At 73.9% G+C, this 18,172-nt stretch carries 15 protein-coding genes; 7 read left to right on the top strand and 8 right to left on the bottom strand.

Going from position 1 to position 18,172, the window contains the following annotated elements:
* Window positions 1–149: 149 nt before the first annotated feature.
* Both ACBJ32_RS40615 and ACBJ32_RS40610 read left to right on the top strand, forming a co-directional pair.
* A complete protein-coding gene (locus ACBJ32_RS40615) occupies window positions 150–905 on the top strand; it encodes an SDR family oxidoreductase (RefSeq protein ID WP_375131316.1) in 756 nt (251 codons plus the stop codon).
* A gap of 81 nt (window positions 906–986) precedes the next feature.
* Complete coding sequence (locus tag ACBJ32_RS40610; protein WP_375131315.1) at window positions 987–1,988, top strand: amidohydrolase family protein; 1,002 nt, start codon at window positions 987–989, stop codon at window positions 1,986–1,988.
* Between the two features lie 6 nt (window positions 1,989–1,994).
* Here ACBJ32_RS40610 and ACBJ32_RS40605 read toward each other — a convergent pair whose 3' ends face one another.
* On the bottom strand, window positions 1,995–4,826 hold the full coding sequence (locus ACBJ32_RS40605; protein WP_375131314.1) for an AAA family ATPase: 2,832 nt from the start codon (window positions 4,824–4,826) through the stop codon (window positions 1,995–1,997).
* A 166-nt stretch (window positions 4,827–4,992) separates the two neighbouring features.
* On the opposite strand from ACBJ32_RS40605, the gene ACBJ32_RS40600 reads away from it, so the two are divergent.
* Together ACBJ32_RS40600 and ACBJ32_RS40595 are read left to right on the top strand one after the other, a co-directional pair.
* The gene (locus tag ACBJ32_RS40600) at window positions 4,993–7,710 is read left to right on the top strand and encodes an AAA family ATPase (protein WP_375131313.1); all 2,718 of its coding nucleotides are present in this window, start codon (window positions 4,993–4,995) and stop codon (window positions 7,708–7,710) included.
* A 36-nt stretch (window positions 7,711–7,746) separates the two neighbouring features.
* Window positions 7,747–8,475, top strand: coding sequence for a hypothetical protein (locus ACBJ32_RS40595; RefSeq protein ID WP_375131312.1), 729 nt, complete (start codon window positions 7,747–7,749; stop codon window positions 8,473–8,475).
* A 57-nt stretch (window positions 8,476–8,532) separates the two neighbouring features.
* On the opposite strand, the gene ACBJ32_RS40590 is transcribed toward ACBJ32_RS40595, so the two are convergent.
* The 7 genes from ACBJ32_RS40590 to ACBJ32_RS40560 form a co-directional block, all read right to left on the bottom strand.
* Window positions 8,533–8,952: a lasso peptide biosynthesis B2 protein gene (locus ACBJ32_RS40590; RefSeq protein WP_375131311.1), complete on the bottom strand. Its 420-nt coding sequence runs from the start codon at window positions 8,950–8,952 to the stop codon at window positions 8,533–8,535.
* Window positions 8,949–9,230, bottom strand: coding sequence for a lasso peptide biosynthesis PqqD family chaperone (locus ACBJ32_RS40585; RefSeq protein WP_375131310.1), 282 nt, complete (start codon window positions 9,228–9,230; stop codon window positions 8,949–8,951). Before ACBJ32_RS40585 ends, ACBJ32_RS40590 begins: the two co-directional genes overlap by 4 nt.
* Window positions 9,221–11,035, bottom strand: coding sequence for an asparagine synthase-related protein (locus ACBJ32_RS40580; RefSeq protein ID WP_375131309.1), 1,815 nt, complete (start codon window positions 11,033–11,035; stop codon window positions 9,221–9,223). The genes ACBJ32_RS40585 and ACBJ32_RS40580 overlap by 10 nt, the downstream gene beginning before the upstream one ends.
* A gap of 13 nt (window positions 11,036–11,048) precedes the next feature.
* Entirely contained in the window at window positions 11,049–11,162 is a 114-nt protein-coding gene (locus ACBJ32_RS40575) for a lasso RiPP family leader peptide-containing protein (protein ID WP_375131308.1), read from the bottom strand.
* A gap of 79 nt (window positions 11,163–11,241) precedes the next feature.
* Window positions 11,242–11,367: a lasso RiPP family leader peptide-containing protein gene (locus tag ACBJ32_RS40570; protein WP_357885509.1), complete on the bottom strand. Its 126-nt coding sequence runs from the start codon at window positions 11,365–11,367 to the stop codon at window positions 11,242–11,244.
* Between the two features lie 249 nt (window positions 11,368–11,616).
* The gene (locus ACBJ32_RS40565; protein ID WP_375131307.1) at window positions 11,617–12,600 is read right to left on the bottom strand and encodes a hypothetical protein; all 984 of its coding nucleotides are present in this window, start codon (window positions 12,598–12,600) and stop codon (window positions 11,617–11,619) included.
* Window positions 12,601–12,732: 132 nt separating this feature from the next.
* Entirely contained in the window at window positions 12,733–13,764 is a 1,032-nt protein-coding gene (locus ACBJ32_RS40560) for a hypothetical protein (protein WP_375131306.1), read from the bottom strand.
* Window positions 13,765–14,144: 380 nt separating this feature from the next.
* On the opposite strand from ACBJ32_RS40560, the gene ACBJ32_RS40555 reads away from it, so the two are divergent.
* Genes ACBJ32_RS40555 through ACBJ32_RS40545 form a run of 3 tightly spaced genes read left to right on the top strand, consistent with a single transcriptional unit; the run spans window position 14,145 to window position 18,172 of the window.
* Window positions 14,145–15,524, top strand: a complete 1,380-nt coding sequence (locus tag ACBJ32_RS40555; RefSeq protein ID WP_375131305.1) for a serine hydrolase domain-containing protein — start codon at window positions 14,145–14,147, stop codon at window positions 15,522–15,524.
* A gap of 39 nt (window positions 15,525–15,563) precedes the next feature.
* On the top strand, window positions 15,564–17,165 hold the full coding sequence (locus ACBJ32_RS40550) for an ABC transporter substrate-binding protein (RefSeq protein ID WP_375131304.1): 1,602 nt from the start codon (window positions 15,564–15,566) through the stop codon (window positions 17,163–17,165).
* Window positions 17,166–17,167: 2 nt separating this feature from the next.
* Window positions 17,168–18,172: an ABC transporter permease gene (locus ACBJ32_RS40545; RefSeq protein ID WP_375131303.1), complete on the top strand. Its 1,005-nt coding sequence runs from the start codon at window positions 17,168–17,170 to the stop codon at window positions 18,170–18,172.

Here is an 18,172-nt window from a genome sequence, read left to right as displayed (position 1 = left end):
TGACCTGGCCGGTTACCGGTCAGCGGCGCGGCGCCCAGGGCCGTCACCCGACCTGCGGGCGGACAGGTCAGGTGACGGAAGAAGGCGCGGCACCGGCCGGACCACGATGGCCGCGGTCCCCGATCGACACGCAGGAAAGGACACATCCCATGCCCGACAACACGCTGAGGGGCAAGACCGTCCTGGTCACCGGCGGCGCGAAGAACCTCGGAGGGGCGATCTCACGTGACCTCGCCGCCGCCGGGGCGAGCCTCGCCGTGCACTACCACCGCCGCGCCGACAAGGGCCTGGCCGAGGACACCGTGGCCGCGTGCGTCGCGGCGGGCGCGGACGCGTTCGCGATAGAGGCCGACCTGACCTCGGTGGCCGAGATCCGCCGGGTGCTCGACGCGGTCGTCGAGCGTCACGGCGCCCTGTACGCCACGGTGAACACGGCGGGCCTCGCCAGGGGCAACCCGATGACCGAGGTCGGCGAGGACGAGTACGACGCGCATTTCGCGGTCAACGCCAAGGCCGCGTTCTTCGTCATGGCCGAGACTGCCAAGCGGATCGAGGACGGCGGCCGGATCCTCACCTTCGTGTCGTCCCTGCTGGCCGCCTACACCGGCCGGTACTCGGTGTACGCGGGCAGCAAGGCCCCCGTGGAGCACTTCACCCGGGCGCTGTCCAAGGAGCTGGCGGGCCGCCGCGTCTCGGTCAACAACCTGGCTCCCGGCCCGATGGACACGTCGTTCTTCTGGGACGCGGCCGCGCCGGGCGAGGCCGAGTACTCCAGGACGCAGACGCCTCACGGGGAGCTCACGAAGGTCGAGCACGTCGTGCCGTGGGTGCGTTTCCTGCTCACCGACGGCTGGTGGCTCAACGGCCAGACCGTCTTCCTCAACGGCGGGTTCTCCACCCGCTGACCGCAGGCCACGCGGCGGCGCGGGACCGCCTCGGGGGCCCGCCCCGCGCCGCCGGCGGCCAGAGAAGGAAAGAGAACGATCGTGAGCGAACGGACCCCTGCCGAGGGCCTCGTCGACGTGCACGCCCACTTCGTGACGGACGGCTACGTGGCCGCCGCCAGGGCGGCAGGTCACCTCCAGCCCGACGGCATGCCCGGCTGGCCGCGCTGGGACGCCGCGACCCACCTGGAACTGATGGACGAGTGGGGCGTGGCCACCTCGATCCTGTCGATCTCCTCGCCCGGCGTGCACTTCGGCGACGACCGGGCCGCCCGCGCGCTCTGCCGGGAGGTCAACGACGCCGGCGCGCGGGTGGCACGCCGGCACCCGGGACGGTTCGGGCACTTCGCCTCCCTGCCCCTGCCGGATGTCGAGGGTGCCCTGGCCGAAGCCGCGCGCGCCCTCGACGAGCTCGGCAGCCACGGGCTGGCCGTGCTGAGCAACGCCGGCGGCGCCTATCTCGGCGCCGCCCGGTTCGCGCCGCTGTGGGCGGAGCTCGACCGCCGCGGCGCGGTCGTGTTCGTGCATCCCACGTCGCCGTGCCACGACCCGGTCCCGCGGCGGCCGCGCCCGATGATGGAGTTCGTCTTCGATTCCGCGCGCGCCGCCGCCGACCTGGTGTTCAACGGGGTCCTCACCCGCTGGCCCCGGATCCGGTGGATCTTCACCCACGGCGGCGGCAGCCTGCCGCTGCTCGCCGACCGCATGGAGCTCTTCCGCACCGTCTTCCTGGGCAGGGACGGCCAAGGACTCCAGGACGGCCGCCCCGACGTCCCGGCGGTCCAGCAGCAGCTCGCGGGGCTCTGGTGGGACCTGGCGGGCACGCCGTTCCCCCACCAGGTTCCCGCCCTGGTGAGCGCGTTCGGCAGCCGGCGGATCCTCTACGGCAGCGACTACTGCTGGACGCCGCCCGCCGGCACCGCCGCGCAGGTCGCGTCCATCGACGAGGCGCCGCAACCGCCCGGCACCACCTGGCGGGCGCTGACGACCAGCAACGCCCTGCGGCTGCTGCCCGCCCTCGGCACCGGTGCCGCGTCCGGTTAGCGCGCCTCAGTCGCCGCCGAGATCCGCCAGGCGGAGCTGGCCCCGGGAGGTGATGCCGAGCTTCGGGAAGATCCGGGAGAGGTGGAAGCCGACGGTCCGGTGGGACAGGAAGAGCTGCGTGCCGATCTCCCGGTTGGTCATCCCGCTCGCGGCCAGCCTGGCGATCTGCAGTTCCTGCGGGGTGAGCCGGTCCAGCGTGTCGGGCGCCGGCCGGCCGACCGCCTCGCCCGCGGCGCGCAGCTCGGCCCGCGCGTCCTCGCTGAACGCCGCGATGCCGAGCGCGTCGAAGCTCTCCATCGCGGCCCGCAGCGGCGGGCGGGACTCCAGCAGGCGGCGCCGGCGCCGCAACCACCGGCCGTAGGCCAGCAGGAGCCGCGCCCGGTGCAACGGCCAGCGCGACAGCCCGCTGTCCAGAGCCTGCTGGTAGAGGGGCTCGGCCGCGTCGTCGGGGGCGACGAGCGGGCGGGCGTAGGCGGCCATGGCCCGCAGGAACGGGGAGGTCGTCCGCTTCGCCACGGCGTCGAGCGCGGCGAGGTGGCGTTCCGCCTCCTCGTCCCGCCCGGTGCGGACCGCCGCCTCGATCAGGTCCGCGATCCCCAGGTAGCCCACGTACGGGTGGTAGGCCACGTCGGACGGGTCCAGGACCCGGGCGAACTGCTCGAACGCGTCGCCGTGCTGGTTGTTGACCAGGGCGTGCCGCCCCCGGGCGAACTGGGCGAAGCCGAGGATCGACTGGGCGCCGACCGAGAGCAGCTCCGCCTCCGTCGTCCGGATGAGCTCGTTGGCGCGCTCCTGGTCGCCGCGCTCGCTGGCCAGCGTCGCCAGGGCCAGGTCGGCCACCAGCGCCCAGCGCGGCCGTCCGGTGTCGCGCGACAGCCGGGCGGCCTCGTCCGCCGCGCTCTCCGCCAGCCGGTGCTTGCCGAGGTGGACGGCCGCCCACGCCTGGGAGGCGAGGGCCTCGCCGAGCAGCCCGAGCCGGCCCTGCCGGCGCAGGCCGTCCACGGACGCGCACAGGAACGGCCAGGAGAGGTCGAAGGCCCAGATGGCGGTCAGCGAGGCGCCCAGCGCGTGCTGCTCGGCGGGGTCGGCGACGGACTCGGGGACGACCTCCGGCATCTCGCCGAGGACCCACGCCGCCTCCTTCACCGGGTCCGCGCAGGCGGCGATGGACAGCACCATGGGGTCGCCGTCGCCCCTCCCGAGGCGCCGCGCCGTCTTGACCACGAGGTCGCGGGTCTCCTGGGCGGGGTTGCCGTACCAGCAGCCGATGGACAGCGGCCACAACGCCCTGAGCGCCAGCGCGGCGCCGTCGCTCTCGCTGCCGGCGAGCTGGTCCGCCACGTCGGCGAAGACGCGCACCCGCTCCGGGCTGTACCAGCTCTCCTCGTTGAGGGCCTCCGTCCACAGGATGAGGCGGAGCCGTTCCCCTTCCGCGAGCCTCGCCGACCTGGCCTCGGCGAGTTTCCGGCGTGCGGCGGCCGCGTCGCCGAGCTCGAAGTCGATCTCCGCGGCACGCAGCAGGAGGCGGCCCCGGCTCCCGTCCGCGGCGCTCAGCTGCGCCGCCCGGCGCAGGGCCACGGCGGCGGCGCGCGGCGCTCCCCTGGCGAGTGCCTTGCGCGCGGCCGCCTCGAGCTCGAGCGCGGCGTCGTCGTCAGGGCCGGGGGATGCGGCCGCGCGGTGCCAGGCCCGGCGTTCCTGGTGGCCGTCCAGCGCCGCCGCCAGCGCGGCGTGCGCGGCCAGCCGCCTGGACGGGGTGGCGGCCTGGTAGAGGGCGGAGCGGATGAGGGGGTGGCGGAAACGCACGTCGTAGCCGTCCAGCTCGATCAGCCGGGCCTGGACGGCGGGCTCCAGCGAGCCGACCGAGAGGGGTGTGCCGTCCAGAAGCTCCGCGGCCCTGAGGATCTCGGCGAGGTCGCCCTCGTCGTCGGCGGCGGCGATCAGCAGGATGGTCCTGGCCGCGGCCGGCAGGCCGGCGGCGCGGGAGAGGAACGTGCGCTCCAGGCGGCGGGTGATCGGCAGCCACGGCGCCGACGCCTGCCTGACGCCGTCCCCGCTCAGCGCCGCGGGCAGCTCGGCCAGCGCCAGCGGGTTGCCGGCGGCCTCGGCCAGCAGCCGATCGCGGACGGCCTGGGCGAGCCCCGGGGCGCGCGCGGCGAGCAGCGCGCCCGCCGCGTCGTCGTCGAGCTGCGCCAGCGCCAGCTCGGGCAGGCCCGCGTCGTTCAGCACGGTGTCGTGCCCGTCGCGCACCGCGAGCAGCATGACCGCCCGCTCGGTGTCCAGCCGTCTGGCGACGAAGGCCAGGACCTCGCCGCTCGGCCCGTCGACCCACTGGGCGTCGTCGACGACCAGGACGACCGGCGCCGTCTCGGCCAGGCCGCTGATCAGCTCCAGCGACGCCAGCCCGACCGAGAACAGCTCAGGCGCCACGCCCTCGGCCATCCCGAACGCCGCGAGCAGCGCCTGCCGCTGCCGGGGGATCAGGGCCGGGGCCCGGTCGAGGACCGGCCGGAGGAGCTGGTGCAGCCCGGCGAAGGGGACCGACGCCTCCGACTGCACGCCGACCGCCGACAGGGCGCGGGCGCCCTGCCTGACGGCGGCGTCCCTGGCCGCGCCGAGCAGGGCGGTCTTCCCGATGCCCGCCTCGCCGCGCAGCAGCAGGGCGCCCCCTGCCCCGGCCAGGCCGCGGGAGGTCAGGTCCGACAGCAGCCGCAGCTCGGGGTCGCGGCCGTAGAGCCGCGTGCCTGCTTCCCGTCCGCGCTCCTGCGGCCTGCCGCCGGCACCCGCAGGGGGCGTCACGAGACCGTCCGGCGCGGTGGTCCTGCCGGTTGTCGCGGGCATCGCGTTCCTCCCTCTCCGCCTGCTCGGGCCATGCCGAATGCCCGAGCGGCCGGTCATCAGAGTGACGCTACGAGCCGCACGGCCCGCGCCGCATCGGTCATGTGACCATCGCGCGGCTGCCCGGCCGCATCAGAGGAGGTCAGAGCGGGTCGTTAGCCTGTGCAGCGTGGGACTCATCGGACGGGACCGGGAGATCGGCCGGCTCAACGGGCTGATCGCCGCGGTGGGCGAGGGCGGCGCGTCACTGCTGCTGCGGGGCGAGCCGGGCATCGGCAAGTCGGCCCTGCTCAGGCAGGCCGCCGCGGCCGCGCGCGGGGCCGGCCTGCGCGTCCTGACCACGGCCGGCGTGGAGGCCGAGGCGCACCTGCCGTACGCCGGGCTGCACCAGCTCCTGCGGCCGGTGCGCGACCAGTTCGACGTGCTGCCGCCCAGCCAGCGCAGGGCGCTGCGGGCGGCGCTCGGCATCGTCGAGGCGAGCGCGCCGGAAGGCTATCTCGTCGCCCTCGCCGTGCTGAACCTGCTCGCCGAGACCGCCGAGGCCGGCCCGGTCGTGCTGATCGTGGAGGACGCGCACTGGCTCGACCCGTCCACCGCGGGGGTGCTGGCCTTCCTCGGCCGGCGGTTGGAGTCCGAGCCGATCCTGCTGCTCGCCTCGGCCCGCACCGGCATGGCGACGCCGCTGGACGGGGCTGGACTGCCGGATCTGGTCGTCCCGCCGCTGTCCGAGCAGGACGCCGCCGCGCTGCTCGACGCCCACGCGGGCGACCTGCCCGCCGCCGTGCGCGGGCGGCTGCTCGCCGAGGCGCGGGGCAACCCGCTGGCGCTGATCGAGCTGCCCGCCGCGGTGGACGGCACCGGCGACACCGCCGTCCTCACCGGGCCGTGGCTGCCGCTCACGGCCAGGCTGGAGGAGGCGTTCACGCGGCGGTTCGCCGCGCTCCCGGAGGCCACGCGGGCCGTGCTGGAGGTCGCCGCGCTCAACGACAGCGCGGACCCGCACGAGGCGCTGGCCGCCACGCGCGCGCTCACGGGCCTGCCCGTCACGGCCGCCGACCTCGCGCCCGCCGTCGAGGCCCGCCTCCTCAGCGACGACGAGAGCCGGACGGCGTTCCACCACCCGCTCATCCGCTCCGCCGTCCACCAGGCCGCGGGTGCCGCGCGGCGCCGCGACATCCACCGGACCCTGGCCGGAGTGCTGGCCGACCGGCCGGACCGGAGGACGTGGCACCTCGCGGCCGCCAGCGACCGGCCGGACGAGGAGATCGCGACCGCGCTGGAGGCGGTCGCGGCCCGGGCACAGCGCCGTGGCAGCGGCGCCGCGGTCGTCGCCGCTCTGGAGCAGGCCGCGCGGCTGAGCGTGGATCCGGACCGGCGGGCCGACCGGCTGCTGCGCGCCGCGGACGGCGCGGTCGAGCTCGGCCACCCGGAGATCGTCGACCGGCTTCTCGACCAGGCGGGGAAGCTGGAGCTGTCACGGGAACGGCGGGCGCGCCTGGCCTGGATCAGGGCCGCGTTCGACGACGGCCTGCGCGGCGGGAGCATGGACGCCTCGGCGCTCGCGGACCTCGCCGAGTCCGTCGCCTCCGACGGGGACATCGACCTCGCGGTGCGGATCCTCTGGAGCGCCGCGCTGCGCTGCTTCTGGACCGAGCCCGGCATGCCTGCCAGGAACCGGATCGTCGAGGTGGCCGAGCGGCTCCCGCTCGATCCGCTGGACGCGCGGCTGATCGCCATCCTCGGTTACGCGGCCCCCGTCGCCCGCGGAGCGGTGGTCATCGAGCGCTCGCAGCGGCTGCTCGCGCGGTCCGTCCCCGACCCGCGGACGGCGCGGCTGGTGGGCAGCGTCGCGGTGCTCGTCGGCACCTTCGACGTGGCCATCGCGCAGTCCGCCGCGTCGCTGGCCGGCCTGCGCGAGCAGGGCCGCCTGCAACTGCTGGCCCGCGCGCTCGCGGCGCAGGCGTGGGCGGCGGCGCAGCTCGCCGACCTCACGGTGGCGCTGCCCGCGGCCGAGGAGGCGGGCAGGCTGGCGGAGGAGACCGGCCAGCCGTTCCTGCTCGGCCTCGTCCTCGCCACGCAGGCGAAGATCGCCGCGCTGCGCGGCCTGTTCGACCAGGCCGACGAGCTGGCGGCCGAGGCGGAACGGCTCGGCACCCGGGTCAGCGCCCGCAACGTGCTCGCCACGGCCCAGCACGCGCGGGCACTCGCGGCGCTCGGCGCGGGCGACTACCCGCAGGCGCTCGCCCGGCTCCTGCGCATGCACGACGTCACCGATCCGGCGTACCAGCTCGCCCTGAGCTGCCACACGGTCGCCGATCTCGCCGACGCGGCCCGGCGTGGCGAGCGTCCCGGCGACGCGGCCGGCGTGCTCGCCCGGATGGAGGCGGCGGCGCGGACCACGACGTCACCGTCCCTGCACGACGGGCTGCGGCTGGCCAGGGCGGTGCTCGCGGGGCAGGACGAGGCCGAGGACCTGTTCCGCGCGGCGCTCGCCGCGGACCTGACGCGGCGGCCCTTCATGCGGGCACGCACCGAGCTGGCCTACGGCGAGTGGCTGCGCCGGCAGCGCCGCGCCGCGGAGTCCCGGCAGCACCTGCGCGCGGCCCGGGACACCTTCGACGCCCTCGGCACGTCCCCGTGGGGCGAGCGGGCCCGGCGGGAGCTGCGCGCCGCCGGCGAGCGCAGCAGCGAACGGCAGGCCGCCACCAGCGAGCTCCTCACCGCGCAGGAGCTGCAGATCGCGCAGATGGCCGCCGAGGGGCTGACGAACAGGGAGATCGGCAAGCGCCTCTACATCTCGCACCGCACGGTGGGCGCGCACCTGGCGAAGATCTACGCCAAGCTGGGCGCCACCTCCCGCGTCCAGTTGCACAACGCGCTCCGATAGCGCCGCATCCCCTGTCACCCCCTAGGATCCCGCTCTATGATCATGCGTTTATCCGCCGGCGCGGCCATGGGCCTGGCCCTCCTCTCCGCCCCTGCGCTCGCCGAACCGGTCAAGGGCGCTCCCGACCTGACCCACAACGCCCTCTACAAGGCGGCCAAGCTGCCCAAGGTGGCCTGCAAGCTGAACAAGGGCACGAGCAGCGCCTCCACCAGGAAGTACGTCACCACCCTCGTCGGCTGCCTGAACAAGGCGTGGAAGCCGGCCATCAAGGGCTTCTCCCCGGTCAAGGTGGTGTTCAAGGACGCCGACGACAAGGAGTCCTGCTCCACCGGCATGGACGTGACCGGCTCCTTCTCCGAGATCTGCGCCACGCAGATCCGCGTCCGGCTGGCCGACGACTGGATCAAGGCCAAGAACGACGTGGCCGTGTTCACGTCCGTCGTGCGGACGTGGGGCGGGGTGGTGACCGGGCAGAGCGGCATCGGGCGGGCGTGGTGGGCGCTGGAGAACGGCGCGTCCGAGGCGGTCATGAACGAGCACAACCGCCGCTACTACCTGCAGATCGACTGCTTCTCCGGCGTGTCCGCCAAGGCGGTGGGGCGCCAGGTCAAGGACTGGAAGCCCGTCATCAAGGTGCCGGAGTTCTGGAAGAACAGGTTCCAGGGCAAGACCGAGAACCGCCGCTACTGGCTCGACAAGGGGTACAAGGCGGGCAAACCTGGCGCTTGCAACACCTGGGCGGCGAGCTCGTCCCGGGTCGCCTGAGCCGGCGGCCGGAGCGATCGGCCCCGGCACCCGCTCGACGCGATGCGGATCACGCCGTCACCCCTCGGCACCGACCGGGGCGACGACGATGGTGCGATGGTGGTGAACGGGTGGCTCGCCGATGGGACGACCGTCGGCCTCGATCCAGGCGTGCGCGGCGAACGGGTGGACGCGTACGCCGGCGCACCACGTGGGCCAGGTCCCGCGCAGGCGGCACAGCAGGGCCGCGGCGATGGAGCGGGGCAGGCAGCCCTGCCCGGCGCAGGAGAGGCTGACGGCGATGACGGCGTCCCGGGCGGCCCTGGCCTGTAGGGCGGTGGCCGGGACGGCGCCGCGGCGGGCGAACGTCAGCACCGCGCGGATCCGCCCCGGCGGCAGGCGGGCGATCAGGTGCGCGACGGCCACCGCGGCCAGCGCCGGAAGACGGCGGTGCCGGCTGAGACGGGGCCGGTCGACGGGCACCATGGGCACGCTCATCGCGCCTGCTCCCCGTCGGCGGTCTCGACGATGAGGTTCGCGGCACGCAACTGCTCGACGAGCGCGGCGATGTCCGCCTCGGCGGTGGGCGTCGCGTCCGGATGGGTTCGCACGAGCTCGCGGGCGGCCCCGGCCGGGCCGTGTCCCGCCAGCAGGCTGCGCAGGACGAGCGTGGCGGTGGCGTTGAGCTGGCGGTAGCGGCCGGTGCGCTCGTCCAGGAGCACGGCGACCTCGTCGATCGGGGTGAGAGTGACGCCGGGGTGCAGGCTCACACGCACGACTCCTCCTGTGCGGGGTGGGCGAGCAGGGCTCGCAGCCAGTTCTCGGTGGCGATGAAGACGTCAAGCGCCAGCACGCCCGGCCCGCCCTCCGCCGGGGTGCGTACGCAGGCCCGCCGCAGGGCGGCGGCGTCGGCCAGGCCGCGCTCCACCAGCAGCGAACCGTCGAGCAGGGCCAGGAGCTGGTCACGGTGGCGGCGCAGGCCCTGGTAGATGTCGGCCGAGAACTCGCCCTTGGTGGTGCGTTCGAGGCATTCGGCCGGCATGACCGGGCGCATCGCGGCCCGGGTGAGCGGCTTGTAGGCGCCGGGCGCCGCCCGCTGGTCCAGCCGTACGGCCAGGCAGGCGGCGACGACGTGGTCGTCCAGGAAGGGGGCGTGTACGGTGGCGCCCACGCGGCCCGTCATGATCTGCGCGCCGTCGACGGAGGCGGCGATGGAACGGACGCTCGACAGGCTCAGGTGCTGGGCGCGCAGGGGAGAGTACGGCTCGGCCGAGCACGTGACGAGCTGCCGGCGGACCGCGTCCTTGGCGGCCTCGCTCGTCCAGTCGGGCAGGCGTAGCGGGTGCTCCCAGCCGAAGTCCGGCCGGAAACGGGACAGCGGCGCGCTGAGCGTCCGCGCCTGATCGGCCAGCCACGCGGCGTAGGGACGCCGGTCGGCCAGCTCGCGGATGCTCGCCCACAGCGGCCAGCGGGCTCGGGACCGCTGCTCGCGCAGGTGGGGCCAGAGCGCCGCAGGGTGGCGGCGAGCCAGGTCGTGCAGGTAGCAGGCGGGCAGCAGGGTGACCTCGTCACCGCCGTGCCCGGTCAGGCGCACGGCCGCTCCTCGCCCGGCCAGCAGCGCCGAACTCGCCAGATCGCGGGCCAGCGCGCGCAGCCACCGCGTCGGCTCGTCCAGCCCGGGAACGACCTCGGCCGCTCCGGCGAACCACCTGGGCAGGTTGCCGGACCGGGCCACCTCATGCTCGCCGGGCAGGTGCGCCCGCGCCCGGGCCGCCCACCGCGGGTCGTCATGTTCGGGATCGTCGATGGCCAGCGCGAGCGTGATCAGCTTCGCCGACCGCTGCCCGGCCGTCGCGGCGGCGAGGAAGCTGACCGGTGTGGAGTCCAGCCCGCCGGACAGGTCGCTGGCCACCACCGCGCCCTCGCCGATCCGGGCCGCCACGGCCTCCTCAAGGGCCGCCCTCACCACGGGAGCGCCCTCCTCCAGCGGCACCTCCGGCTCCGGCGCCCGCCACCAGGAGCGCAGCCGTACCCCGTCCGCGTCGATGTGGGCCGCCTCGCCGGGCGGCACCATGGCGACCCCTTCCCACAGCGGTTCGGCCAGCGCGGGCGGCACCATCATCAGCAACCGCATCGCCAGAGCCTGCTCGTCCACCGCCGCCCCGGTCAGCGCGGCAAGCAGCGCCGCCCGGCCGGACGCGACCACCGCCCCGCCGGTCCGCGCGTAGTACACCCGCCGCATGCCGGAGGCGGTGCCCTGCACCCGGACCTGCCCGCCCACGACGGCGACCAGATGGAAACTGCCGGGCAGGGCCGCGGCCACCGCATCGGTGTCCGCCAGGCACCCGAGCCGCGCCGCCGTCCGCCGCAGCCGGCCGGCGGTGACCGGACACGTGCCGATCACCGCCAGCCGCGCGTGGCCGACCTCCGCCGTGACGATCTCGCCTGGCGAGGCGGCCAGCAGACAGGGACGGCCGGACGCGTAGCTCAGCACGACTGCGCCGTGCAACGTCTCAGTGAGGGCTTCGCCCGCGGCGCTGTCGGGCAGCACCGCGAACTCCCCACCGCTCAGCTTACGCACCGGACTCCTCGTCTCACCCGAAGTAGAACCACGCGTCCAGGTGCGGTCCCGCCGAACCGCAGGTCAGCTCTTCGAACTGTCCGATGTCGAGCATCCGCGGGGGTTCGTACGGTTCGTTACCGATCATGACTGATGCCTTTCTCCTGGGATGTGATGGCTGTGCGGACCCGCACCGGGCCCTGCGGGACTCGATGGGCACGGTGGCCTCAGCCCGGGTAGTAGTAGATCCCGTCCATGTTGAGCATTCCGTAGCCGCGGGTCAGCTGCCCGAACTCGCCGATCTCGATCAGCTGTGGGGTTTCGTACGGCTCGTTGCGCTCGTTGTCGATCACGACAGGTCCTTTCGTCCGTGCGGCCGATCGCCGCGTCACCGCCAGTGAAGACCCGCGCTCCCGGTGTCCAACAGGGGCCGGGACGAGCTCAGACGCACTCAGACCGGCACGGACGGGCTCGGACGTGCCCGGACGGGTTGGCCGGCCGGCTGAGCAGCCCAACCGAATCGGCCCCGAACGGCCGTTGACCGTTCGGGGCCGAATCCATGGCGGTTGAGCCACGAGCGACCTGCGCGCTCCCCTGCTTGCCTACGTCGTGACCTGATCCCGATAGCCGCCCGTCAGCGGCTCCTGGCCGCTCAGCGCGATCTCACCGCTCTCGAACCGTTGTCCCGTCACCTGGTAGCTCGCCCTGGCGGCGCCGGGGTCCGAGGCGTCGTAGTCGACCGTGAAGGCCCATTCGCAGGTGAAGAACTTGTGGAACTTGTTCTGCGCGACCTCCACGACGGCGTGGGTGACGAAGGTGTCCCTGATGGTGATGCCACGAAGCTTCTGCCCCTTGGCCCAGACCTTCGGAAGACCCCATCGCGGCGCGTCGTTGGGCGCCACGGCCGTCGGCGCGCCTGGGGCGATCGGCGCGTGCACGCCCTTGTACCAGGGCCGATCACTGGTGTCCAAGGCGTTGGTGAACCTGTTGCTGACCGTCACGCCCTCGTAGGTGGCGACCCGGTCGCTCGTGGCGAACTGCAGGATGCCCAGCTTGGAGGCGCCCCTGAAGTCCTTCTCCGTCCGCAGCCCGGCGGCCATCTCGAACAGCCCCATGCCGACCTCGATCACGTCCGTCTGGTACCGGTAGCCGCCCAGCAGGCCGGCCACGTTCGCCCGCTCCTCGAAGACCGGCTGCCGGACGAGGAGGAGCGGCGTGGGCAGGAGCAGCGTCTGCCCCGCCACCGCGTCCTTGTGATCGAGCGAGAGCCCGCCGCTCATGCACTCCCGCAGGAACGTCGCGATCTCGAACGGCTCCTCGCCGATGTTCGCGACATAGGCGTCGAGCTTCTCCTTCCACCAGTCCCCCAGCTCCCGGATCTCCGCGGCCTCCGCGAGCGCCTTGCGGATCTCCCGCATCGTGGCCGCGAGAGGGAAGTCGGGCGCCGAGACGGCGTTCAGCAACGCCACCACGAACTGCTCGTCCCCACTCAGCCCGGAGACGTCCACGAATTTCTGTAACTGCTCGACCGTCTGCTTGTCGGGCACCGTCTCGTAACGCTTGGCGTACTCGACCGCTGAGAACATCGTCTCCCCCTGCCACCGCAACCGCCTGTGCGGTTGTCCGGGTGTGCAGAGGGAGCATCCGCCGGCCCTGATACCGCTCACTCTGAGGACGTACTCGCCCGCACCGGCCGAAAGCCGGTGGATCGGTGCTCCTTACCGTCGCCCGCCGAACCGGCCGCCACCCGTCGCCGCGAAGCGCACCACCTCGTCGTAGGTCGCGACATCCGGCAAGGCCGTCAGCACGTTCATGAGGCGCTCCTCGGCGTCGGCGTGGTGCTCGGCGTAGGTGTCGTCCAGCGCGAGCCGCGCCTGCGCGGCGACGAAGTTGACGCAGATCGCGGCCTGCATGGCGAACGAGCGGTCCGGGTCCAGTACCGCGGTTCCGCCCGCCGCGCGGTACGCGGCCATCGTCCTGCCGATCGCGGCCCCGTCGACACCGCCGGCGGTGAACCAGCCCAGCAGGGCCCTGGCCAGCTCCCGGTCGGCGCACCCGGCGCCGGTGTCGTCCCAGTCCAGCAGGACCCAGCCGCGATCCGTGACCACCACGTTGGAGCACTGGACATCCAGGTGACACGTGATCCGGTCGTCCGGATCCGAGGGCGTCACCAGCGACGCCAGCCGCCGCAGGCCGGGCAGCGAGGCCGCGAGCTGCTCCTGCCACGGCCGGCGCGCCGCCGCGGCGCCCGCCAGGCGGTCCCAGTCCACCTCCTCGACGGTCTCGTACCAGGGGTCCGGCGGGTCCGGCGCCGCCAGGGCCAGTCCGTGCAGGCGCGCCAGCAGCTCCCCCAGGCGTTCCGGGGTTCCCGCCTCGTCCGGGCGGGCCGCCGGGCCCTCCTGCCAGTCATGGAGGCGGACGCCGCTGCCGCCCAGGGCCGCCGGCAGGTGCCCCACCAACCCACCGCCCGAAGTGGGGACGTTACGCGGGGAGCGCACCCCGGCGGCGGCCGCCGCCTGCTGGAACGCCGCGCCGCGGGCCACGGCCCGCTCGTCCACGCCCCACAGATGCTCCTTGACGGCGTAGGCCGCACCGCCGGCTGTCAGGCGCCAGATCCGTCCCATCGCCCCGCGGCCGACCGGGGTGACGTCCGCACCGGCCGCGTCCAGCCCGAAGAGGTCGCACAGCGCGGCGGGCAGGAGACGCTCGGCGAGCAGTTCCCGGCTCAGCGGTGTGCGATCGCCCGTCATCAAGCCCTCCGCGTCGGTGGCGTGGAGACCGGGGCGGCCGGGAGAGCGTGGTTCGCGGCCAGCGCGTCATCCACCTCCCGGCGCAGGCCCTCGACCTCGGCCGGCCCAGCAGCCCGCGCCACACGCAGAAGCCGTGGGTGCCGAAGAAATCGGCGTCGTGCGCGATCTGCTCATGTCGGTCGAAGCTCATCTTGTCACCATTTCCGGGTTGGACATGCCCCCGAAGCGTCTCCCGCTGGGTGGACGCGGCCGGAATGCGGAGCCTCGCCGGCCCTGGTACGCGACCTGGAGTGCTGTTGTCGGATCGGACAACCTCCGCCGGGCCGGGTTGTCCGATCGGCTGAGTACGGCGGCAGGGGTCGCCTTCTAGCCTCAGCGGCATGATGTCGCCGGAAAGTGTGCAGAGCTGGCTTGACGAACACTTCGCACGGATCGTGGCCGAGCGCGGGGTGCCGGGCGCCTCGGTCGCCGTTCTCACCCAGGGCCAGGTGCTCACCGCCGCCGGTGGTGTCCTGAGCAGGGCCACCGGCGTCGAGGCGACCACCGGCTCGGTCTTCCAGATCGGCTCGATCACCAAGCTGTGGACCAGCGCGCTGGTCATGCAGCTGGTCGACGAGGGCCTGGTCGACCTCGACACGCCGCTGCGCGCGTACCTGCCGGAGTTCCGCGTCGGTGACGAGGCCGCGGCCGCCGCGATCACCACCCGGCAGCTGCTGTGCCACGTCGCGGGCTTCGAGGGCGACATCTTCACCGACACCGGCCGGGGCGAGGACGCGATCGAGAAGTACCTCGCCTCGATCCACGACATCCCGCAGCTCTTCGCGCCAGGAGAGGTCTTCTCCTACAACAACACCGGCTTCGTGGTGCTCGGCCGCCTGGTCGAGGTGCTGCGCGGCAAGCCGTTCGACGAGGTGCTGGCCGAGCGGCTGGTCGCGCCGCTCGGGCTCACGCACGTCGCGCCGAGCCCGTACGAGGCGATCCTGCACCGGGCCGCCGTCGGCCACGTGCCGGGCGAGGACGGCGCGACGGTTCCGGCGCCGACCTGGGCGCTCGCCCGCTCCAACGCCCCGGCCGGCTCGATGCTCGCCATGACCCCGCGCGACCTGCTCGCCTTCGTCGCCATGCACCTGGCCGGCGGCACCGCGCCGGACGGCTCCGCCGTGCTCCGGCCCGGCACCGTGGCCGCCATGTGGCAGCCGCAGGTGAAACTGCCCCGGCTCGCCGGCATGGGCACCGCGTGGGGGCTCGGCTGGGAGATCGAGGAGCACGACGGGCACACCGTCATCGGCCACGACGGCGGGACCATCGGCCAGGCCGCCTTCCTCCGGGTCGCGCCCGAGCACGGCGTCGCGATCGCGCTGCTGACCAACGGCGGCGACGTCTTCGGCATCTTCGCCGACGTGCTGGCGCACCTGCTCAAGGAGCTCACCGGCGTCACCCTGCCGGGCCGCCCGGTGCCGCCGGCCGAGCCCAGGGCGATCGACCCGGCCCCCTACCTGGGCCGCTACCGCGACACGATCTACGACATCACCGTCAGCCAGGACGCCGACGGCGCGATCTGGCTCGACCGGGTGCCCAAGGACATCATGGCCGAGATCGGCGATCAGCCGATGCGCACCCGGCTCGTGGCCTTCGAGGGCGACTCGCTGATCTCGCTCGAGCCGGTCCGCGGCATCCACCTCGTCTTCGCCTTCATCGGCCGCGACGACGCGGGCCTGGCGAAGTACCTCCATTACGGCCGTGTGGTCGCCCGCGCCTGAGACCTCCCGCTCACCCCCTCCGGAAACAAGGACCCACGCATGACCCCCACCCGTACGAGGGCCCTCGCGGCGCTCGCCCTGGCACTGACCGGTTCGGTCGGCCTGGCCGCCTGCGGCAGCCAGGCGCCCGGCCCCGCCGGCTCGGGCGCCTCCGCCGCCTACGCCAACGGCAAGACCTTCACGCTCAACCTGGCCTCTGACCCGGGCGCCCTCGACCCGCAGGGGTCGGCGACGAGCGCCCTGTTCGGCCTGACGCAGTTCGCCTACGACAACCTGGTGGCCGTCGCGAAGGACGGCTCGATCCAGCCGCAGCTGGCCGCGTCGTGGACCGTCGACGGCACCACGGTCACCCTCCGGCTGAAGGACGGGGTCACCTGCGCCGACGGCACGGCGTTCACGGCGCAGACGGTGGTCGACAACATCACGTACGTGGTGAACCCGGACAACAAGAGCCCGTTCCTGGGGGTCTTCATCCCGGCCGGGACGACCGCCTCCGCCTCGGGTTCGACGGTCACCCTCAAGCTCGCCGCGCCGGCCCCGTTCGTGCTGACCGCGCTCGCGAACCTGCCGATGGTGTGCGACGCCGGCATGAAGGACCGCTCCACCCTCAAGGCCGGCACGAACGGCACCGGCCCGTACGTCCTCACCGAGGCGGTCCCGTCGACCCGGTACACCTACGAGCTGCGCAAGGGCTACACGTGGGGTCCCGGCGGCGCCACCACGGCCGAGGCGGGCATGCCGGCCAAGGTGGTCGTCAAGATCGTCGCGAATGAGACCACGTCCGCCAACGAGCTGCTGGCCGGCACCATCAACGCCGTCCAGATCACCGGCCCAGACGCCGGCCGCCTGGCCGGGGCGGGCCTGGAATCCGTGGGCATGCAGGCGCTGATCGGCGAGCAGTGGTACAACCAGGGCGACGGTCACGCCACCGCCGACCCGGCCGTGCGCATGGCGCTGACCCAGGCGCTCGACCTCAAGCAGCTCCAGGTCGCGCTGACCTCCGGCAAGGGCGCGCCCCCGACCCAGCTGGCCGCCATGGAGCCGCTCGGCTGCGCAGGCGACGCCGTGACCGGCCACGTGCCGTCCTTCGACGTCGCCGCCGCCGGGGCCGCCCTCGACGCCGCCGGCTGGACGAAGGGCCCGGACGGCATCCGCGCCAAGGACGGCAAGAAGCTCTCGCTCACCTTCATCTACCCGAACTCGCTCGGCACCGGCGGAGGCGCCGCCGCCGAGCTGGCGGTGGCGGCGTGGAAGGCGGCCGGGATCGAGGTCGCGGCCAAGCAGCAGACCCAGACCGAGGCGTCCGGCGCCGTCTTCGGCACCGGCGCCTGGGACATCGTCTGGATGCCGCTCAACGTCAGCACCCCCGACCAGGTCATGCCGTTCGTCTCCGGCACCACCGCCCCGAAGGGCACGAACTTCGCCTCCATCGACAACGCCGGCTACCTCGCCAGCGCCACCAAGGCGATGCGCGCGAACGGCGCCGAGGGCTGCAAGGACTGGTTCGCCGCCGAGCAGGCGCTCTACAAGGCGGCCGACGTAGTGCCGTTCGCCAACAACGTGGTCCCGACGTTCGTCAAGGGCGCGAAGCTCTCCATCGTCGGCAGCATCGTCCCGACCAGCATCCGGATGCTCGGTTGACGATGAAGACCCCGACGACGGCCGCGCCCGGCCTCGGCGGCCGGGCGGCCGGGCTGTGGTCGCACCCGTGGTTCCGCTTCGCGCTGCGGCGGACGAGACGGCTGCTGCTGGCCCTGTGGGTCCTGGTGACCGCCTCGTTCCTGATGATCCACCTGGTCCCGGGCGACCCGGTGCGGGCCGCGCTCGGGCCGACCGCCCCCGCGGACCTGGTGCAGGCCACGAAGGAGGAGCTCGGCCTGCTCGACCCGCTCTGGCAGCAGTACGCCGGCTTCCTCGGGCGCCTGCTCCAGGGCGACCTGGGCGTCTCGATCACCAGCAGGCTGCCCGTGGGCGAGATGATCGGCCAGCGGCTGCCGGCGACGGTGCAGCTCGCCGTGGCCGCGTTCGTCCTGTCGCTGGCCGTCGCCGTGCCGGTGGGCGTGGTGATGGCGGTCATCACGCGGCGGGGGAAGGGCCGGCGCACGGAGCTGGCGTTCACGGGGACGAGCGTCGTGCTGAGCGCGATCCCCGACTTCCTGCTCGCCGTCGGCCTCGTCTACCTGCTGGCGGTGCAGACCAGGCTCTTCCCGGTGGCGGGCCTCGACGACATCGGCTCCTACGTGCTCCCGACGCTCGCGCTGGCGATCGGCCCCGCCGCGGTGCTCTCGCGCGTCGTCCGCGTCGAGATGCTCACCGTGATGGAGGCCGACTACATCCGGACGGCGCGGGCCAAGCGGCTCACCCCCGTACGGGTGCAGCTCGTGCACGCCCTGCCGAACGCCGTGACGGCGAGCCTGACGCTCGGCGGCATGCTGCTGAGCTCCCTCGTGGCCGGGACGGTGCTGGTGGAGAACGTCTTCGCCTGGCCAGGTCTGGGTTCCACGATCGTCTCCTCGATCGTCGCCAAGGACTATCCCCTGGTGCAGGGCACCGTCCTGGTCTACGGCGTCGGGGTGCTGCTCATCAACACCCTCGTCGACGTGCTGCTCGCGCTGCTCGACCCCCGTTCGACGATCGGAGCCGCCTGA

It is taken from the genome of Nonomuraea sp. GTA35, assembly GCF_041950525.1.
GTDB lineage: Bacteria > Actinomycetota > Actinomycetes > Streptosporangiales > Streptosporangiaceae > Nonomuraea.
The sequence above is the reverse complement of the archived record's forward strand: the minus strand, read 5'-3'. Positions and strand labels throughout refer to the sequence as shown.